The following is a 15,985-nucleotide window of genomic DNA, read 5'->3' as shown; positions in this document are numbered from 1 at the left end:
TGACTACTATTGAGTAAGAGTTGAACAGAGCCACCGCCATGTATGTATGTATTTGTAAGGGCATAACTGACCGCCAGATTAAAGAGGCGATCTATGATGGCTCCACTTCGGTGAAGGCGTTAAGACGCCAGCTGGGCGTTTCTTCTCAATGTGGACGCTGTGCCGAGCAGACCAAGGAGATCATCGACGAGACCATGAGCGGTGGGATGGTGTCCTCTGCCAACAACGGCCTCTTCTACTCCGCCAGCTGACCGTCCAATATGGCCACCCTCCTCTGGTGGCCTCTATACCACTTTTATCTACCCAGCCCTCCAGCTCTTCGTAAAACCTTAAAATCCTGTATAAGACTCCCATCCAAGTCGAACTAGCGTGCCTCCACTGTCTTTATCTCCGCTCTCAACCTGAACACATATCGGCCAACCTTGGGCAGCTATAAATCTCAACCTGCAAACGCGTCTCCCGGCTTTAAATGCTCGCCAAACTCTAGCCCTCCGATTTACTGACCCCTCCGGCCTCACTGCAATACCCCTTGGATCGGAAAAGTTGGATATTGGGAAAATCTGTTTTAGAAAGCCTCTAAACAACTCCGTGATATTTTTGGTTTTTACAGCACAGAGCGTAAATCGCTATGAAAGCCTGTAGGGTCGGCCCTGTTAGATAGGACACTCGCAGCGACACACCTAAAATCTGCTGACTTCAGGAGCCCGAAAGTATTACTGATTTATTCAGACACCGCTCTGTTAACCCCTTCGTAATCCACGTGACATTCGACAGTGGTCAACATCAATTCAGGGCATGAGTCCATCAATAAAATATCAACTCAATCGCTTTTATATTCCAGGTAACCATTCAATGAGTCGGTCAGATGGCAAACTATCAAAAGGTGGGATCATTTAATTTAGAAAAAAATTAATTATTCAAGCGCCACTCGAATACTAGAAAAGGTTTTGGCTCAACTTATAACTGCAAGCGTTTCACCCGTATATATAAATAAGAAGCATTATTAATACCAAACATGAAAACATTAACCTCAACTGAAATGCACAATCCACCAATAACAAGGGTTAATATTCGAAATAAATGACTTATTGTTGTATTGCCCACACAACCTTAATGATAATTATTTTCGTTGCTATTTTCGGCTAAATTTGCGTTAAAACCCTTGTTTTTCCTGCATTCTGCAAGAAAAATTTTTTCTTGACTTGCCGCAAATCGCAACGCAAACTCGGCCCCGATTGCAGCTGAAACCCTAAAATAAAATTAGGTAAATCAGGCAGCCGCAGACTTTAGTGACTAATAAACTTTAGTAGCTAAAAATATCAACTAATCTCTAGCGACTAACAAATAGGAACTCTCTGCAAACCTAATTGAGTTGGCAGGGCTTCAGGAGCACAGGCTATGAAAGGCGACCCCAAGGTAATTGAGCATTTAAACAAAGTACTGGGTAATGAACTGGTAGCTATTAACCAGTATTTCCTACACGCCCGCATGTACGACAACTGGGGTTTAAAAGAGCTGGGCAAACAGGAATATCACGAATCCATTGATGAAATGAAGCACGCCGATTGGCTGATCGAGCGCATTCTTTTCCTCGAAGGTATTCCCAACCTGCAGCACCTGGGCAAACTTCTGATCGGTGAAAATACCGAAGAGATGCTCAAGTGCGACCTGAAAATTGAATCCAAGGCCATTCCCGACTTGCGTGAAGCCATCGCCTATTGCGAGTCCGTTCGGGATTACGGCAGTCGTGAATTGCTGGAGAAAATCCTCGAGTCTGAGGAAGAGCATGTAGATTGGCTGGAAACCCAGCTGGAGCTGATCGACAAAGTTGGCATTCAAAACTACCTGCAAACTCAAATGGAAACTGCAGCCGGCCACTCTGGCAAGTAGTTTAAGTCCTCTCGCAGGCATAAAAAAACCGCAGCTTCCGCTGCGGTTTTTTTTGTTTCTACATTATGCCTACCATCTATAGCAGCAGACATATTGGAGCAAAAGCGGAAATTAATCCTCGCCTTCGCTCTCCGCTGATGCCTCATCAATCAAGGTTTTCAGCTCACCGTTCTCATGCATTTCCATAATGATGTCACAGCCACCGATCAGCTCGCCCTTAACCCACAGCTGGGGGAAGGTCGGCCAGTTCGCATACTTAGGCAGCTCAGCGCGAATGTCCGGGTTAGCCAGAATATCAACGTAGGCAAAGCGCTTACCGCAAGCCATCATCGCCTGGGAGGCCCGCATGGAAAAGCCGCACTGGGGGGCATTAGGGCTACCTTTCATATAAAGCAGAATGGTGTTATCAGCGATCTGCTGCTTGATGTTCTCCAGTGTATCCATAAGCGTGAAAAACCTCAGGTGGTCGAAGCAAAAAGTAAGTGTACAGGCACCATACCATCATCTGATATAGCGCGCCGGCATCCATTGTACCCCAGTGGGGCCGGCAATAAGTACACCATCCCCTCGATGAAAGCAAAAACCGCAGATCTACAACACCGGATACCATGTTGAAAATTCAGCCAGCCAGATGGCACACAGCTTATAAAGGCTGTGTTACCATTGCTCCAATCGATATAAAGTGCAGATTCGAAAGCTTAAACAGAATTTTCTGCGGAAAATAGATAGTCTAAATAGTCAATATTTAAGGAGATGCCCCGGTGGCCACCCCGACACTCATGCAAAACTATGGCGATCGAACCCTCACACTGGTGCGGGGTGAAGGCAATTATGTATGGGATGATCAGGGCCGACGATACCTGGATGCAATCTCTGGAATCGCCGTCTGCGGCCTTGGCCACTGCCACCCCAAAGTGACCCTGGCCCTGCACGAGCAGATTCGGACCCTGTTACATGTATCCAATCTCTACAATATCCCTGCGCAGGAGAAACTGGCAGACAAGCTGGTACAGCTATCCGGCATGGACAATGTGTTTTTCTCCAATTCTGGAGCTGAGGCCAATGAAGCAGCGATTAAATTAGCGCGGCGGCTAGGCAATAGCCGCAACATTGAGACCCCTCAAATCCTGGTAATGGAAAGCGCTTTCCACGGCCGCACCCTGGCTACCCTGACAGCAACCGGCAATGAAAAAATCCAAGAGGGCTTCGGTCCTCTGCCCGAGGGTTTTTTGCGTGTGCCGTTTAACGATACCGCAGCCATCGAAAAGCTCGCTGGTGAGCGCAACGATATTGTCGCAGTGCTGGTTGAGCCGGTTCAGGGAGAGGGCGGTGTACGCGTGCCCACTTCCAACTACCTGGGGCAATTGCGCGAACTCTGCGATCAACATAACTGGCTCCTGATGTTGGATGAAGTGCAAACCGGAAACGGTCGCAGCGGCAAAATGTTTGCCTACCAGCATGCAGACATATTGCCCGACGTGGTGACCACTGCCAAAGGACTGGGTAACGGTGTCCCTATCGGAGCCTGCCTGGCCAGGGGAGTTGCCGCACAATTATTTTCTGCGGGCACCCACGGCTCCACTTTTGGCGGCAACCCTCTAGCCTGCAGTGCCGCACTGGCAGTGATCGATACGCTGGAAAGTGAATGGCTGTTTGAGCGCGCCGAGGCATTGGGGCAACGCCTGCTACATCAACTCAAACAACAGTTATCCGATTGCGACCAGGTCAAAGAGGTGCGGGGCTTGGGGCTGATGATCGGAATAGAATTGCAGCAGCCCTGTGCCAAACTGGTGGACATAGCCCGCGAGCGCGGACTGCTGATTAATGTTACCGCCGGCAATGTAGTACGCCTGCTCCCCCCACTCACACTCAGCGACGACGAGTGCCATCAATTGGCAAACGATGTCAGCTCACTGATTCACCAGTTTGCACTGCAAGCAGTCTGATGCAAAAAAAGGAGAACAGCTTATGGCGATCAGACATTTTCTCACCCTGACAGACTTGTCCTCGGAAGAGCTCAAGCAAATTATTGAACGCGCAATCGAACTCAAAACACTGCGCGCTCAAGGAATAAATACCGACCTTTTTCGCGGCAAAGTGCTGGGGATGATTTTTGAAAAATCCTCTACTCGCACCCGCGTTTCGTTTGAGGCCGGTATGGCACAGATGGGCGGCAGCGCCCTCTTCCTATCTCCCCGCGATACTCAGTTAGGCCGCGGGGAGCCCGTTGAAGACAGCGCCCGAGTAATTTCCAGCATGGTGGATATGGTGATGATTCGCACCTTTGGCCACCAGGTACTGGAGCGCTTCTCAGAATATTCAAAGGTACCGGTGATTAATGCCCTCTCCGACAGCTACCACCCCTGCCAGCTGCTCGCAGATATCCAAACCTTTGTGGAGCACCGCGGCAGCCCTGAGGGCAAGGTGGTCGCCTGGGTCGGCGATGGCAACAATATGTGCCACTCCTATATTAATGCTGCCCGCCTGTGCAATTTTGAGCTGCGTATAGCCTGCCCGCCCGGCTACGAGCCCAACGCCAATATCCTCGCTTCGGCAAGTGATCGGGTCACCGTAGTACACGATCCGGTGGAGGCTGTTAAAGGGGTCGATTGGGTGGCCACCGATGTGTGGGCTTCCATGGGACAGGAAACTGAACAACAGATCCGCCTGAAAGCCTTCGAGAGCTTCCTCGTGGACCATGAGCTGATGAGCCACGCCAATAGCGATGCCATCTTTATGCACTGCTTGCCCGCCCACCGTGGAGAGGAGGTGAGTGCCGAACTTTTAGAGGATGGCAACATCTCGGTGGTATGGGATGAGGCTGAAAACCGCCTTCACGCGCAAAAAGCCCTGATGGAATTCCTCCAAGACCACAGTCGATAAACCCTAAAAGGGTACAGCCACTCCTGCGGTTGTACCCTGCTACCTGTACTCACTCCCCTGCGCCTCTCCTCCCGACAACGTATAAAAGATGCGATTGGCGACAAAAAATCCAAGAGATCGCTAAATTTAGCAATCGGCGCCAACGACTAATTTACAGCCAGCCAAGATGTCAGAATTAAATAAGCGTCAGTAAATTGAGCAATTGAGTACCACTTTGCTCAAAGAGCAGCCATTTGCAAATGGTTATTGCCGTTGTTAATTTACAGCGCTCTAGCTATTAAAAAAAATTGTAAGACACTGTACCCAGCGTTCTTTCCCGGCACCCACTCCTTTGCAGCCCAGGGCTGGCGGGCTCTGCCGCGAAAGTGGCTACTGACTCAGCACCTCTACCCACAATTTATCCACAAACAACTACATAGTTATTCGCCTTGAACTGACCCGCCTACCGCATTATCTTGTAGCGCACTCGAGGCCGACCCCCTATATATTGGGGTAGAGGCTTAAGAGCACCCCCATTATGTGGGGCAAATTCCGGCGCACCACCACACTTTTTGGCGGTGGGCGTCAGGCGCTGCTTTTTTCAAAGCAGAATCAGAGGTAAGCGGGCGGAATGGAATTTCCGCCACAGGCAGCAGCTGGCAAACCTTTTCAGATAGCCGGTGACAAGCCGCCTGTTTCCAGTGTCCACAGCTGTGGATAAACACTGGCAAAGCGAAGGACACGCTCCGCCATGCCACACAGTCATGTGGCCGCCGTTCTTTTGAACGCACGCGGACAGACAACAGAACAAACCTTTCGGAGATTTACATGCACACAGAGACAGGGCGCTCTCAAGCCGTGCCTGCGGAAAAATCAGGCACCTCCAGCGACCAGGCGACTGGCGGCACGACTCTGGCCGCTACTGCACCGGGCCAGATCCGCGTAATCAAGCGCAATGGCACCGTTGTACCCTACGACGACAGCAAAATTGCCGTCGCCGTCACTAAAGCCTTCCTCGCTGTTGAAGGCGGCACCGCCGCTGCTTCCAGCCGTGTCCACGAGCAAGTTGAAGAACTGGTCAGCCAGATCAGTGCCACTTTCAAACGCCGCATGCCCTCTGGCGGCACTATCCACATTGAAGAGATCCAGGACCAGGTAGAACTGGCCCTGATGCGCGCCGGTGAACAAAAGGTTGCCCGCGACTACGTACTCTACCGCGAAGAACACGCCCGCCTGCGCGCAGAGAAAGAAAAAACTGCTCAAATTGCCGAGCAAGCTGTCGATGCCCACCCCAGCATCCGTGTAAAGCAGGACGATGGCAGCCTTGCACCTCTGGATATGGAGCGCCTGCGCACCGTTGTCAAAGAAGCCTGTGAAGGCCTGAAAGATGTCGACAGCGCGGCAATTCTTAACGAAGCCCTGAAAAACCTGTACGACGGTGTTTCCGAAAACGATATCAACACCGCGCTGGTAATCACTGCGCGCACCTTGGTTGAGCAGGAGCCCAATTACACCTTCGCCACCGCCAGCCTGCTGCTGGACAAGCTGCGCTCCGAAGCTCTGCGCTTCCTCGGTGTTGCCGAGCGCGCCACCCAGCACGAGATGGAAAAGCTGTACGCCTCTACCCTGCCCACTTACGTGAAAAAGGGTATCGAGCTGGACCTGCTGGACCCGGCACTGGCCACCTTCGACCTGGAAAAACTCGGCGAAGCTCTAAAAGGCGAGCGCGATCACCAGTTCACTTATCTGGGCCTGCAGACTCTGTACGACCGCTACTTCCTGCACAGCGACGATATTCGTTTCGAGCTGCCGCAGATCTTCTTTATGCGCGTCGCCATGGGCCTCAGCATCAATGAAGAGAACAAAAACGAGCGCGCGGTAGAGTTCTACAACCTGTTGAGCTCTTTCGACTACATGAGTTCCACCCCGACCCTGTTCAACGCCGGCACCCTGCGCCCGCAGCTGTCCTCCTGCTACCTGACCACGGTACCGGACGACCTGCATGGCATTTACGGCGCGATCCGCGATAACGCCATGCTGTCCAAGTGGGCAGGCGGCCTCGGCAATGACTGGACGCCGGTGCGCTCCCTGGGTTCCTATATCAAAGGCACCAACGGCAAGTCCCAAGGTGTTGTGCCCTTCCTGAAAGTGGCCAATGACACCGCAGTAGCCGTCAACCAGGGCGGTAAGCGCAAAGGCGCTGTCTGTGCCTATCTGGAAACCTGGCACCTGGATATCGAGGAATTCCTCGAGCTGCGCAAAAACACTGGTGACGACCGCCGCCGCACCCACGATATGAACACCGCCAACTGGGTCCCCGACCTGTTTATGAAGCGCGTGTTCGAAGACAAAGAGTGGACCCTGTTCTCCCCGGCCGATTGCCCGGACCTGCACGATCTGTTCGGCACCGCATTCGAAGAACGCTACAACCACTACGAGCAACTGGCTGCCGAAGGCAAGCTGCGTCTGTTCAAGAAGATCCGCGCACTAGACCTGTGGCGCAAGATGCTGGGCATGCTGTTCGAAACCGGCCACCCCTGGATCACCTTTAAAGACAGCTGCAACCTGCGCAGCCCGCAGCAGCACGCCGGTGTGGTTCACAGCTCCAACCTGTGCACCGAGATCACTCTCAACACCAAGGCCGACGACGAAATCGCCGTGTGTAACCTGGGCTCCGTCAACCTGGCTCAACACATTGGTGAGAACGGTGAACTCGACCGCTCCAAGCTGGCCAATACCGTAAAAACTGCGGTGCGTATGCTCGATAACGTTATCGACATCAACTACTACGCAGTTGAAAGTGCGCGTCAGTCCAACATGCGTCACCGCCCTGTGGGCATGGGCCTGATGGGCTTCCAGGATGCGCTGTACAAAGCCGGCATCGCCTACGCCAGCGACGAAGCCGTCGCCTTTGCCGACAACACCATGGAAGCGATCAGCTTCGAAGCCATCTCCGCTTCCAGCGACCTGGCTGCCGAGCGCGGCAAGTACCAGACCTACGAAGGCTCCCTGTGGAGCAAAGGTGTTCTGCCGCTGGATTCCATCCAGATCCTGGCTGAGCAGCGCGGACAGCAGTTTATCGAACAGGACACCAGCTCCACTCTGGACTGGGATGGCCTGCGCGAGAAAGTCAAAGCCCAAGGTATGCGCAACTCCAACGTGATGGCGATCGCTCCTACTGCGACCATTGCCAATATCACCGGAGTATCCCAGTCGATCGAACCGACCTACCAAAACCTGTATGTGAAATCGAACCTGTCCGGCGAATTCACCGTAGTAAACCCCTATCTGGTACACGATCTGAAAGATCGCGGCCTGTGGGATCAGGTCATGGTTAACGACCTGAAATACTATGAAGGTTCTGTACAGAAAATCGATCGCGTACCGGAAGACCTGAAAGCGAAATACCGCACAGCGTTTGAAGTGGAACCGCGCTGGATCGTGGACGCTGCCAGCCGTCGCCAGAAGTGGATCGACCAAGCCCAGTCCCTGAACCTGTATATTGCCGGCGCCGACGGCAAGAAGCTGGACCTGACCTATCGCATGGCTTGGTTCCGCGGCCTGAAAACCACTTACTACCTGCGCGCACTGGCTGCCACTACCACAGAGAAATCTACGGTAAATAGTGGCACCCTGAACGCGGTAAGTGCACACGGCGGTAGCAACGGAGTGGCTGCGGCAGCACCTGCTGAGCAAGCTGCACCTGCACCGGCCGCAGTGCCTCAAGCCTGCTCACTGGACGACCCGGATTGCGAGGCCTGCCAGTAAAATTTAAGCCCCTTTTTTATAGGGGCTGCACTGACTCTCGGGGGAGAGCGTCGTAACCGCAAGTGCGGGCATGACCATGCGCAGCGACCCCGGTCCACCCATTATTTTAATAGTGGGTAATACCATAGGGACCGGGGATCGGCTGCGGCTTATTTTCCCGGGAAAACCCAGTGCAATTGCCAGCGAAAATTCAGTGCAAATAAATGCACAAAAGCGCAGCAAAAATTGATCTGGCACAGGATTTTCTGTGCCCAGGCGAGTTAAAAATACGAGCCTGTAATGAATTATTACCGGTAAAAAATATCACCGGTATGTCATCCCTGGTTGCACACAATTAGTGAGTAATACACCAGGAAGATTTAAGAATTTTTTATCGAACTTTCGATAGTGAGACCGATCAAAAGGGCCAACTATGCTGAGCTGGGACGACATCGACACCAAGCCCCAACAACCTGAAAAAGCAACCGAACCGCGACCGACGCCGGAGGCCCAGGCAAAATCCGTGCAGGAGCCCAGCGCTTCCTACACAGCCGCTCCGGCGTCGCCTGCGGCCCAAAGCGGCTCCACTGCCGTTGATGCCGCCCGTGCCGCAGTTGCTAATATGGACCCGGCTCCCGGCCTGGAAGAACTGGAAATGGGTGCGGCCCGCATCCAGGTAGATGAAAAGCGCATTATTAATTGCCGCGCTGACCTCAACCAGTTGGTTCCCTTTAAATACGACTGGGCCTGGCAAAAATACCTGGACGGCTGCGCCAACCACTGGATGCCCCAGGAAATCAACATGAACAAAGACGTGTCCATGTGGAAAGACCCCAACGGTCTGACCGAGGACGAGCGTCGCATCGTGGAATACTCCCTGGGCTATTTCTCCACCGCAGACTCCCTGGTTGCTAACAACCTGGTATTGGCGATCTACCGCCATATCACCAACCCTGAGTGCCGCCAGTACCTGCTGCGTCAGTCTTTTGAAGAAGCCATTCACACCCACGCCTACCAGTACTGTGTAGAGTCCCTGGGTATGGACGAAGGTGAAGTCTTCAATATGTACCGCGAAGTGCCTGCGGTTGCCAAAAAAGCGGCCTGGAGCCTATCTCACACCCAGGCCATCGGTGATCCCAACTTCAAAACCGGCACCGTTGAATCCGACCAGGAGCTGCTGCGCAACCTGATCGCCTTCTACGCTGTCACTGAAGGTATCTTCTTCTACTGTGGCTTCAGCCAGATCCTGTCCATGGGTCGCCGTAACAAAATGACCGGTGTTGCCGAGCAGTTCCAGTACATCCTGCGCGACGAGTCTATGCACCTGAACTTCGGCATCGACGTCATCAACCAGATTAAGCTGGAAAACCCACACCTGTGGACAGCAGAATTCCAGCAGGAAGTCACCCAGATGATTCTCGAGGGTATGGAGCTTGAAGTAGCTTATGCCCGCGACACTATGCCCCGCGGCGTACTCGGCATGAATGCGAATATGATGGAGGAGTACCTCCAGTTTATCGCCAACCGCCGCCTTAGCCAGCTGGGCCTGAAAGAGCAGTTCCCTGGCGCTCAGAACCCATTCCCGTGGATGTCTGAAATTATGGACCTGCGCAAAGAGAAAAACTTCTTTGAAACCCGCGTTATCGAATACCAAACCGGCGGCGCACTGCAGTGGTAAGCGCTTCCTGGTTAGCGAATTACTAAAAAGGAGAAAGTAGTCGCTCACAGGAAGAGAAGTATTGAAAACGGGCTTAATGCCCGTTTTTTTTATTTTGAGCATTCCAGTTTCCTCTTCACTCTAACCATAGACTTAAGTTCTATAGAAACTCTTTCTCTCCCCCTGCCGCTGACCATCTCGGCAAAGCATTTGGATAGCGGCTTGTATTCGCGCATAATGCCCCGCATTAATTGGTATAACAGCTATGCCTCTAGATGAGCAGGCCTTCAGTTATCCCTACTCGCCTATTACCTAGCTACAACGAATTGATATATGAGCACCCCAGATTTAAGTGAAATAACTAATCTCAGCTGTGAAGATCGCTACGAGTATTTTCTGAGCATAGCCGGAGAAGAGCGGGAGATCTGGATACTGATCGATAGCCAAAATTGCTTTCTTAAAATACACACCGATGAAGATGGTGGCTTTGAATATCTGCCAGTATGGCCAAGCGCTGAATTTGCCCAAGCCTATGCTGAGAATGAAACGGGCCTCACCCCTAAAAGCATTCCCTTACCACAGTTTTTAAAGAAGTGGCTTTCTGGCTTAAAAGGTGACGGCATTGAAATAGGTGTGTTTCCTGCGCCGGACAAAAGTGTATGGATTACTAACTCAGAGGAGTTAGAGACCGATCTACGGGAAGAGCTGAACAACTTCTAATAGGCTACTCACGTTGAAGCTACCGCTTCAAAAATCCGACAGAAAAAGTTCAGCTCTATTGAATAAAAATAAGATAACAGGGTAAACACCTGTTATCTTACTTGGGTAATGTACAATTACAAATTCGCCGCCTGATATTTATATATACCATTCACTTGAGGCGTTGCAATGAAAACCAGGAATAAAATAAGTTTCGACGCCACCAAAAACTATAAGGAAGAGAAAGATATAAAGCCGGCCTTGCCCGCTTATAGCAGCGCAGTCGCCAGTGCAAAGCATTCGGAAAAGATAAGATAACAGGGTAAACACCTGTTATCTTACTTGGGTAATGTACAATTACAAATTCGCCGCCTGATATTTATATATACCATTCACTTGAGGCGTTGCAATGAAAACCAGGAATAAAATAAGTTTCGACGCCACCAAAAACTATAAGGAAGAGAAAGATATAAAGCCGGCCTTGCCCGCTTATAGCAGCGCAGTCGCCAGTGCAAAGCATTCGGAAAAGAAAAGCAAATAGTATCCGGTTGGATAACTTTCACGTCATCTAAATCTCCCCATAAGTCGATATCCGAACTCAAAGCAAAATCCAAAACTCTTCCTCTAGAGAGCAGGTAGATATTAACTCCCTGATCCAGAGACCACCAATCATGCAGGATAACTAACACTTTATCGAGAAATTGGTATTGAGCAACAATCTCTCTACCATAAACGGGTATAGCTCTTTGGTTGGGGCCATCAATTAATACGACTTTACTATTATCAATTGGATTAAGCTTGAAGTTATTCACCTCAGAGAGAAAAGCGTTCGTCACTACCCTACCCCCTTAAATTCCAGACCTCTAACTTTACTACAAACTTTTAATCCAAAATATAGCTCCCTGAATTAGCAGGGTATTTAAAAAATCTTAATATGTTCCCCTAATTGGGTAATGGTTATCAGGATTTCGGATAAACTCGATACCCACCAATAGTGTTTGCAAGTCAGGCCTCGCAAAAGGTGCATTGGAAATGTCGACTATTTGCAGCCTTCCAGATTCATTGATAACAAAAACACCCGGTTCAGCAAAGGGCCTATCTGTTTCTTCAGGGGAGCGGGGTTTTGAAATATAGAGCCCAAGCTGCTGCATTTGGGGTATTGATAAACCGTAACCGATAGTAAATCCCGGCTGGATTGTTTCCATATGCAGAGAAGCTTTTTCCTCTGTATCGGCAGAGACAGCGACCACATCAATACCTTCCGCGTGATAGCGGGGTAGTAGCACACTCAATACACGTAAATACTTGGTACAAAGCGGGCAGTGCTTACCTCGGTAAACGACTACCATCTGCCAAAGGAAACTACCTTCGGGCTTCCCCAGTACCAACTCACCTCCACCAAGTCGCTTTACTTCTATTGCAGGAAAATCGATACCAGCAGCAAGCTTTATATTGCTCATTAGCACCCCACTTGAGAATATAAGAAGAGACTTAGTCAACCAATGAATCCCACCGTTAGTATAGGAGACTCGATGAAAAAGCCCCTTATTCGTTTTCTATCAACGCTATTAGCAGCCGGACTGCTAAGTGGCTGCCCTGCTAACCACCAAAGTAACTCTTCTCCTGAAAGTCATTCCCAGCCTCTTGAGTTTTTGCCTGCCCTGAAAGGGGACTACTTTAAGCTGGATTCAGCGATTATTGGGCGCCCCTACCATATCTATACTCGCCTGCCTGAGGGCTATAATCCAAACGAGGATACAACTTACCCGGTCATCTATCTCCTCGATGGGGATTCCCTGTTCCCAATTTTGGCTACTAATCACCTGTTTATGCATTACGATGATTACGCCCCCGAGGCGATTATCGTTGGTATTGCTTACGGCTCATTTAAACCTGAGATCAATCATCGCAGTTTTGACTTTTCACTACCCAGTGACACTGACACTGACACTGACACTGACACACTTAAGTATGGCGGTGCACCGCAGTTTCTCAACTTTCTAGAGCAGGAGCTCTTGCCAGCAGTTGAAAGCCGCTACGCGGTAGACCCTCAGCAACGAGTTCTCTTCGGTCAAAGTCGAGGGGGATATTTTGTGCTTTACACGGCATTCTCTAAGCCCGACTTGTTTAAAGGATTGATAGCCAACAATGCCACCTTCTTACCACAACAGGAATTTTTCTACAGGGAACCTGTACAAGCGACAAGAGAGGATCTGACTCTGGTAGTAACCAGTGGCTCCAAAGACATGCCAAACCTGCGCAAAGATGCACTCTCCTGGCATCAGCACTGGAAAGAACAAGAGAACACTCCCTGGCGCATTGCATTTACAACGATTCCAGGCGGTACCCATGCGGCAAATAGTACTGACAGTTACCGTTTCGGCATCCATGAGATTTTTGCGGAAGAGATCGAAATATCTCGTGTGAAAGCAGAGAACAATTTGCAAGTGGTAGAGGATCACTAGAGCTAAAAATTAATAGAAGTAAATATGTGATTCCCGCAAACTAAAAAAGCCCGCTTAAAAGCGGGCTTTTTTAAAACGATGAGCCAATTACTCTGTACAGGCAGCAATACGACCAGCCGTATTTTTACCGGCACCACAGTTCAGGCCATCGGGGATACCGGTGTAGTCTGGGGCCATGATACCGCCATTACGCTGAGCATCATGGTCGGTATAAATGCTCGCCAGGTTATAGGAACGCGCTGTCCCTTTGTTGTCATTATCGCAGGAGAAGATAGCACTACCGTAAGCGATGCCCAGGAAGGTCTTGTATTCCTTCAGATTTGACCACAAGTTGCGCTTAGCAGAACCAGAGCAGTTCATCTGGGAAGCCAAATTGATGTAACCATCGTCCTCACCGCCCAACAGCAAAGAGCTAGCACTCTCAATACCTGGGAAACCGGCGTAGCCTCCAATGGTATAAACCGGTGCAGCCAGGTTGGTGCCGACATAGTTGCGTACAGCATAGACATCATTAGTCTGCAGGTAACGTACTGCTGCGCACTCGCGACCGATAAACCAATCGTTGATCAAATCTTCGATCCAGCTACCGTTACACAGTCGATCGACCCCCTCAGTACCGGTGATTGCACCACCAGTAGTAAAGATTGCCGCGATACCGCTAATGGCAGTATCAAAGTCCACTTCAACTGCGTAGCTATCATTCAGGCCTGCGACATTAACGGTTTCGGTTTTCGTCTTACAGCTTTTCCAGAACCAGGAGCCAGTACAAACCTTCGAGGTTTCGGTCACAGTATTGGAATCCAGCTGGTTGTAAGCACGGTTATAGTAAGGGGACCCCGGTACGGCATTGCCCGCAAGGTACATCATCTGGGTGGCGCCCTGACTGTGGGCGATCACGTAGAAAGTGTCATCGGCAGCACACTGGTTTTCATGCTCATAATCATCGCCTTCGCCATTGCGAATAGCGATTATCTGCCGAGCGATTTCACCCGCGGTGCCGTCATGCCAGTAGGGCATCTCGCCCTCATCGGTGGAGTTGTAACCAACCACACCGTAATTGCCGCCATTTACACGCAACTGTTCAATAAAGTCACTACCCGCGTATTCATCGAAGTAGGCCTCACTCCAATAATCTAAAGCCGGCTGCTCAAGATTACCCTGGGAGTTAGTACGCTGCTTGATATGGCCCTCAGTACCATGGCCATGAACCAGGATGTAGCAGTTATCCGCACTTGCAGAGGCTGATCCCAAAAGCCCCGCTAATAGTAAAGAGAAGCTCGCACCCAATCGTTGATAAAGTGTCATTGTGATGTCCTTTTATTTTTGCTCGGGCTTGGTCCCAATTTATTAAATTGTCTTTTTATGTTGCCGAGACTGTTTTATGGCTTGCGAAAGGTATCCGGTTAATTAGTGCCAAGAATATGACTAATAGCGCCAAATAGAATCTTAGGGCGACAAGCAATATGACTTTTCAGTCATAAAGAAATGGAGGTTTAGATGAATGTGACATAGTTTGCAAAAACTAAGAACCGCGACTTCGCTCTAGGTCACAGTATTGATGAAGCTAAAGGTGAGTGAGCACTTCCAAAAAACTTTTGGAGCAAGCTATCTTTTCGAAGAAATAACTTACGTAAAGAAAAGGCTGAAATCGTTTAAATTTTGATCAACCCCTATCGTAGCACACAAGTATCGTAGCCACTTTTCTATCGATATACCTATGACACGTTATGCACCCTTTCCATAAAAAATTGTGGCACTAAATTAAAACATGCAGCAAGAATTACAAGGTATAAATATATGAGCACCTCTACGGAGATAATTTTTAGAGTCTAACGACTCGGGAAATATACTACATATACTTAAAATCAAAAGGTAATCATCTAGTAGTAGGTTATCCACCGATCGAATGCATACTCATTGAACATCTACGATAGGAAGGGAAAAATGATAGAGCCAAAAAGGTTTTGGGATAAAACTGCAGCGCGCTATGCCAAAAGCCCTATAAAAGATTTAAAAAGTTACAAGAGAAAACTGGCTATAACACAAGAATATTTGCAGGCAGACTGGTCTGTATTGGAATTCGGATGCGGTACCGGTAGCACCGCCATTCATCACTCATCCTATGTAAACAGTATAACTGCCACTGATATTTCCGAGAAGATGCTGGATATTGCCAAGCAAAAAGTAAAAAGTGCCGCTATTAAAAATATAAGTTTTCAACAAGGCACCTTAGGTTCACTAAAATTCGAACCAGATAGTTTTAACGCCATCTTAGGGTTAAATATATTGCACCTTATCGAGGATATAGATGGTGCTATCGCGCGAGTTTACAATTTATTAAAACCCGGGGGCATATTTGTATCAAGCACTGTATTAATTAAGAAAAGCAATTGGCGATTCTTGATCCCAGTGATGCAACGCATAAACCTGGCCCCTTATGTCCACAAAATTGACAGGCAGGAGCTTTTAGACAAGCTTACACGAGTTGGTTTTTTTATTGATCAGGAGTGGCAGCCTAGTAAAGAATCAATTTTTTTGATAGCAAAAAAGTAAGTTCTTTATTCCCCATATACGTGGCCATATTTCAGGAATCAGGACGAATTCCAGTAAAAAAAGTAGGAGGGAGGTAAGGGGGAGCCCCTTACCAAATTTATCTCCCAGTATC

Annotated in this window: 14 protein-coding genes; 10 read left to right on the top strand and 4 right to left on the bottom strand. The window is 49.6% G+C overall.

What is annotated here, in order from left to right:
- Positions 1 to 20: 20 nt before the first annotated feature.
- Positions 21 to 251: a bacterioferritin-associated ferredoxin gene (locus tag ACJJI6_RS22520; RefSeq protein ID WP_413662956.1), complete on the top strand. Its 231-nt coding sequence runs from the start codon at positions 21 to 23 to the stop codon at positions 249 to 251.
- Positions 252 to 1,398: 1,147 nt separating this feature from the next.
- Positions 1,399 to 1,890, top strand: coding sequence for a bacterioferritin (gene bfr / locus ACJJI6_RS22515; RefSeq protein WP_020412720.1), 492 nt, complete (start codon positions 1,399 to 1,401; stop codon positions 1,888 to 1,890).
- Positions 1,891 to 2,001: 111 nt separating this feature from the next.
- On the opposite strand, the gene grxD is transcribed toward bfr, so the two are convergent.
- Complete coding sequence (grxD, locus tag ACJJI6_RS22510) at positions 2,002 to 2,334, bottom strand: Grx4 family monothiol glutaredoxin (RefSeq protein WP_282933784.1); 333 nt, start codon at positions 2,332 to 2,334, stop codon at positions 2,002 to 2,004.
- Between the two features lie 317 nt (positions 2,335 to 2,651).
- Here grxD and ACJJI6_RS22505 point away from each other — a divergent pair, with 317 nt between their 5' ends.
- The 6 genes from ACJJI6_RS22505 (at position 2,652) to ACJJI6_RS22480 (ending at position 10,876) form a co-directional block, all read left to right on the top strand.
- Positions 2,652 to 3,836, top strand: coding sequence for an aspartate aminotransferase family protein (locus tag ACJJI6_RS22505; protein ID WP_475712099.1), 1,185 nt, complete (start codon positions 2,652 to 2,654; stop codon positions 3,834 to 3,836).
- A gap of 22 nt (positions 3,837 to 3,858) precedes the next feature.
- Positions 3,859 to 4,773 (top strand): ornithine carbamoyltransferase, encoded by a 915-nt coding sequence (argF, locus tag ACJJI6_RS22500; RefSeq protein ID WP_475712098.1) that lies wholly within the window; start codon positions 3,859 to 3,861, stop codon positions 4,771 to 4,773.
- An 807-nt stretch (positions 4,774 to 5,580) separates the two neighbouring features.
- Positions 5,581 to 8,520, top strand: coding sequence for a ribonucleoside-diphosphate reductase subunit alpha (locus ACJJI6_RS22495; protein WP_475709596.1), 2,940 nt, complete (start codon positions 5,581 to 5,583; stop codon positions 8,518 to 8,520).
- A 203-nt stretch (positions 8,521 to 8,723) separates the two neighbouring features.
- Entirely contained in the window at positions 8,724 to 8,858 is a 135-nt protein-coding gene (locus ACJJI6_RS22490; RefSeq protein ID WP_444907548.1) for a hypothetical protein, read from the top strand.
- Positions 8,859 to 8,932: 74 nt separating this feature from the next.
- A complete protein-coding gene (locus tag ACJJI6_RS22485) occupies positions 8,933 to 10,177 on the top strand; it encodes a ribonucleotide-diphosphate reductase subunit beta (protein ID WP_108734126.1) in 1,245 nt (414 codons plus the stop codon).
- A gap of 312 nt (positions 10,178 to 10,489) precedes the next feature.
- Positions 10,490 to 10,876, top strand: a complete 387-nt coding sequence (locus ACJJI6_RS22480; protein ID WP_475712097.1) for a DUF2750 domain-containing protein — start codon at positions 10,490 to 10,492, stop codon at positions 10,874 to 10,876.
- Positions 10,877 to 11,247: 371 nt separating this feature from the next.
- On the opposite strand, the gene ACJJI6_RS22475 is transcribed toward ACJJI6_RS22480, so the two are convergent.
- Positions 11,248 to 11,691 carry a hypothetical protein gene (locus tag ACJJI6_RS22475; RefSeq protein ID WP_475712096.1) on the bottom strand — a complete coding sequence of 148 codons (444 nt, stop codon included), beginning with the start codon at positions 11,689 to 11,691 and terminating at the stop codon, positions 11,248 to 11,250.
- Between the two features lie 93 nt (positions 11,692 to 11,784).
- Positions 11,785 to 12,315, bottom strand: coding sequence for a redoxin domain-containing protein (locus ACJJI6_RS22470; RefSeq protein WP_475712095.1), 531 nt, complete (start codon positions 12,313 to 12,315; stop codon positions 11,785 to 11,787).
- A gap of 72 nt (positions 12,316 to 12,387) precedes the next feature.
- Here ACJJI6_RS22470 and ACJJI6_RS22465 point away from each other — a divergent pair, with 72 nt between their 5' ends.
- Positions 12,388 to 13,320 carry an alpha/beta hydrolase gene (locus ACJJI6_RS22465; protein WP_475712094.1) on the top strand — a complete coding sequence of 311 codons (933 nt, stop codon included), beginning with the start codon at positions 12,388 to 12,390 and terminating at the stop codon, positions 13,318 to 13,320.
- 87 nt (positions 13,321 to 13,407) lie between these two features.
- Here ACJJI6_RS22465 and ACJJI6_RS22460 read toward each other — a convergent pair whose 3' ends face one another.
- A complete protein-coding gene (locus ACJJI6_RS22460) occupies positions 13,408 to 14,625 on the bottom strand; it encodes a hypothetical protein (RefSeq protein WP_444907544.1) in 1,218 nt (405 codons plus the stop codon).
- Between the two features lie 639 nt (positions 14,626 to 15,264).
- On the opposite strand from ACJJI6_RS22460, the gene ACJJI6_RS22455 reads away from it, so the two are divergent.
- Positions 15,265 to 15,873: a class I SAM-dependent methyltransferase gene (locus ACJJI6_RS22455; protein ID WP_444896439.1), complete on the top strand. Its 609-nt coding sequence runs from the start codon at positions 15,265 to 15,267 to the stop codon at positions 15,871 to 15,873.
- Positions 15,874 to 15,985: the final 112 nt, after the last annotated feature.

The organism is Microbulbifer maximicatervae (SeqCode) (assembly GCF_056232625.1).
Note: the sequence above shows the minus strand (reverse complement) of the source record. Positions and strands in the feature narration are given on the sequence as shown.

Coding starts and splice junctions, on each gene's coding strand:
- bfr (WP_020412720.1), top strand. CDS start 1,399: ATGAAAGGCGACCCCAAGGTAATTGAGCATTTAAACAAAGTACTGGGT.
- grxD (WP_282933784.1), bottom strand. CDS start 2,334: ATGGATACACTGGAGAACATCAAGCAGCAGATCGCTGATAACACCATT.
- argF (WP_475712098.1), top strand. CDS start 3,859: ATGGCGATCAGACATTTTCTCACCCTGACAGACTTGTCCTCGGAAGAG.
- ACJJI6_RS22495 (WP_475709596.1), top strand. CDS start 5,581: ATGCACACAGAGACAGGGCGCTCTCAAGCCGTGCCTGCGGAAAAATCA.
- ACJJI6_RS22490 (WP_444907548.1), top strand. CDS start 8,724: ATGCACAAAAGCGCAGCAAAAATTGATCTGGCACAGGATTTTCTGTGC.
- ACJJI6_RS22485 (WP_108734126.1), top strand. CDS start 8,933: ATGCTGAGCTGGGACGACATCGACACCAAGCCCCAACAACCTGAAAAA.
- ACJJI6_RS22480 (WP_475712097.1), top strand. CDS start 10,490: ATGAGCACCCCAGATTTAAGTGAAATAACTAATCTCAGCTGTGAAGAT.
- ACJJI6_RS22470 (WP_475712095.1), bottom strand. CDS start 12,315: ATGAGCAATATAAAGCTTGCTGCTGGTATCGATTTTCCTGCAATAGAA.
- ACJJI6_RS22465 (WP_475712094.1), top strand. CDS start 12,388: ATGAAAAAGCCCCTTATTCGTTTTCTATCAACGCTATTAGCAGCCGGA.
- ACJJI6_RS22460 (WP_444907544.1), bottom strand. CDS start 14,625: ATGACACTTTATCAACGATTGGGTGCGAGCTTCTCTTTACTATTAGCG.
- ACJJI6_RS22455 (WP_444896439.1), top strand. CDS start 15,265: ATGATAGAGCCAAAAAGGTTTTGGGATAAAACTGCAGCGCGCTATGCC.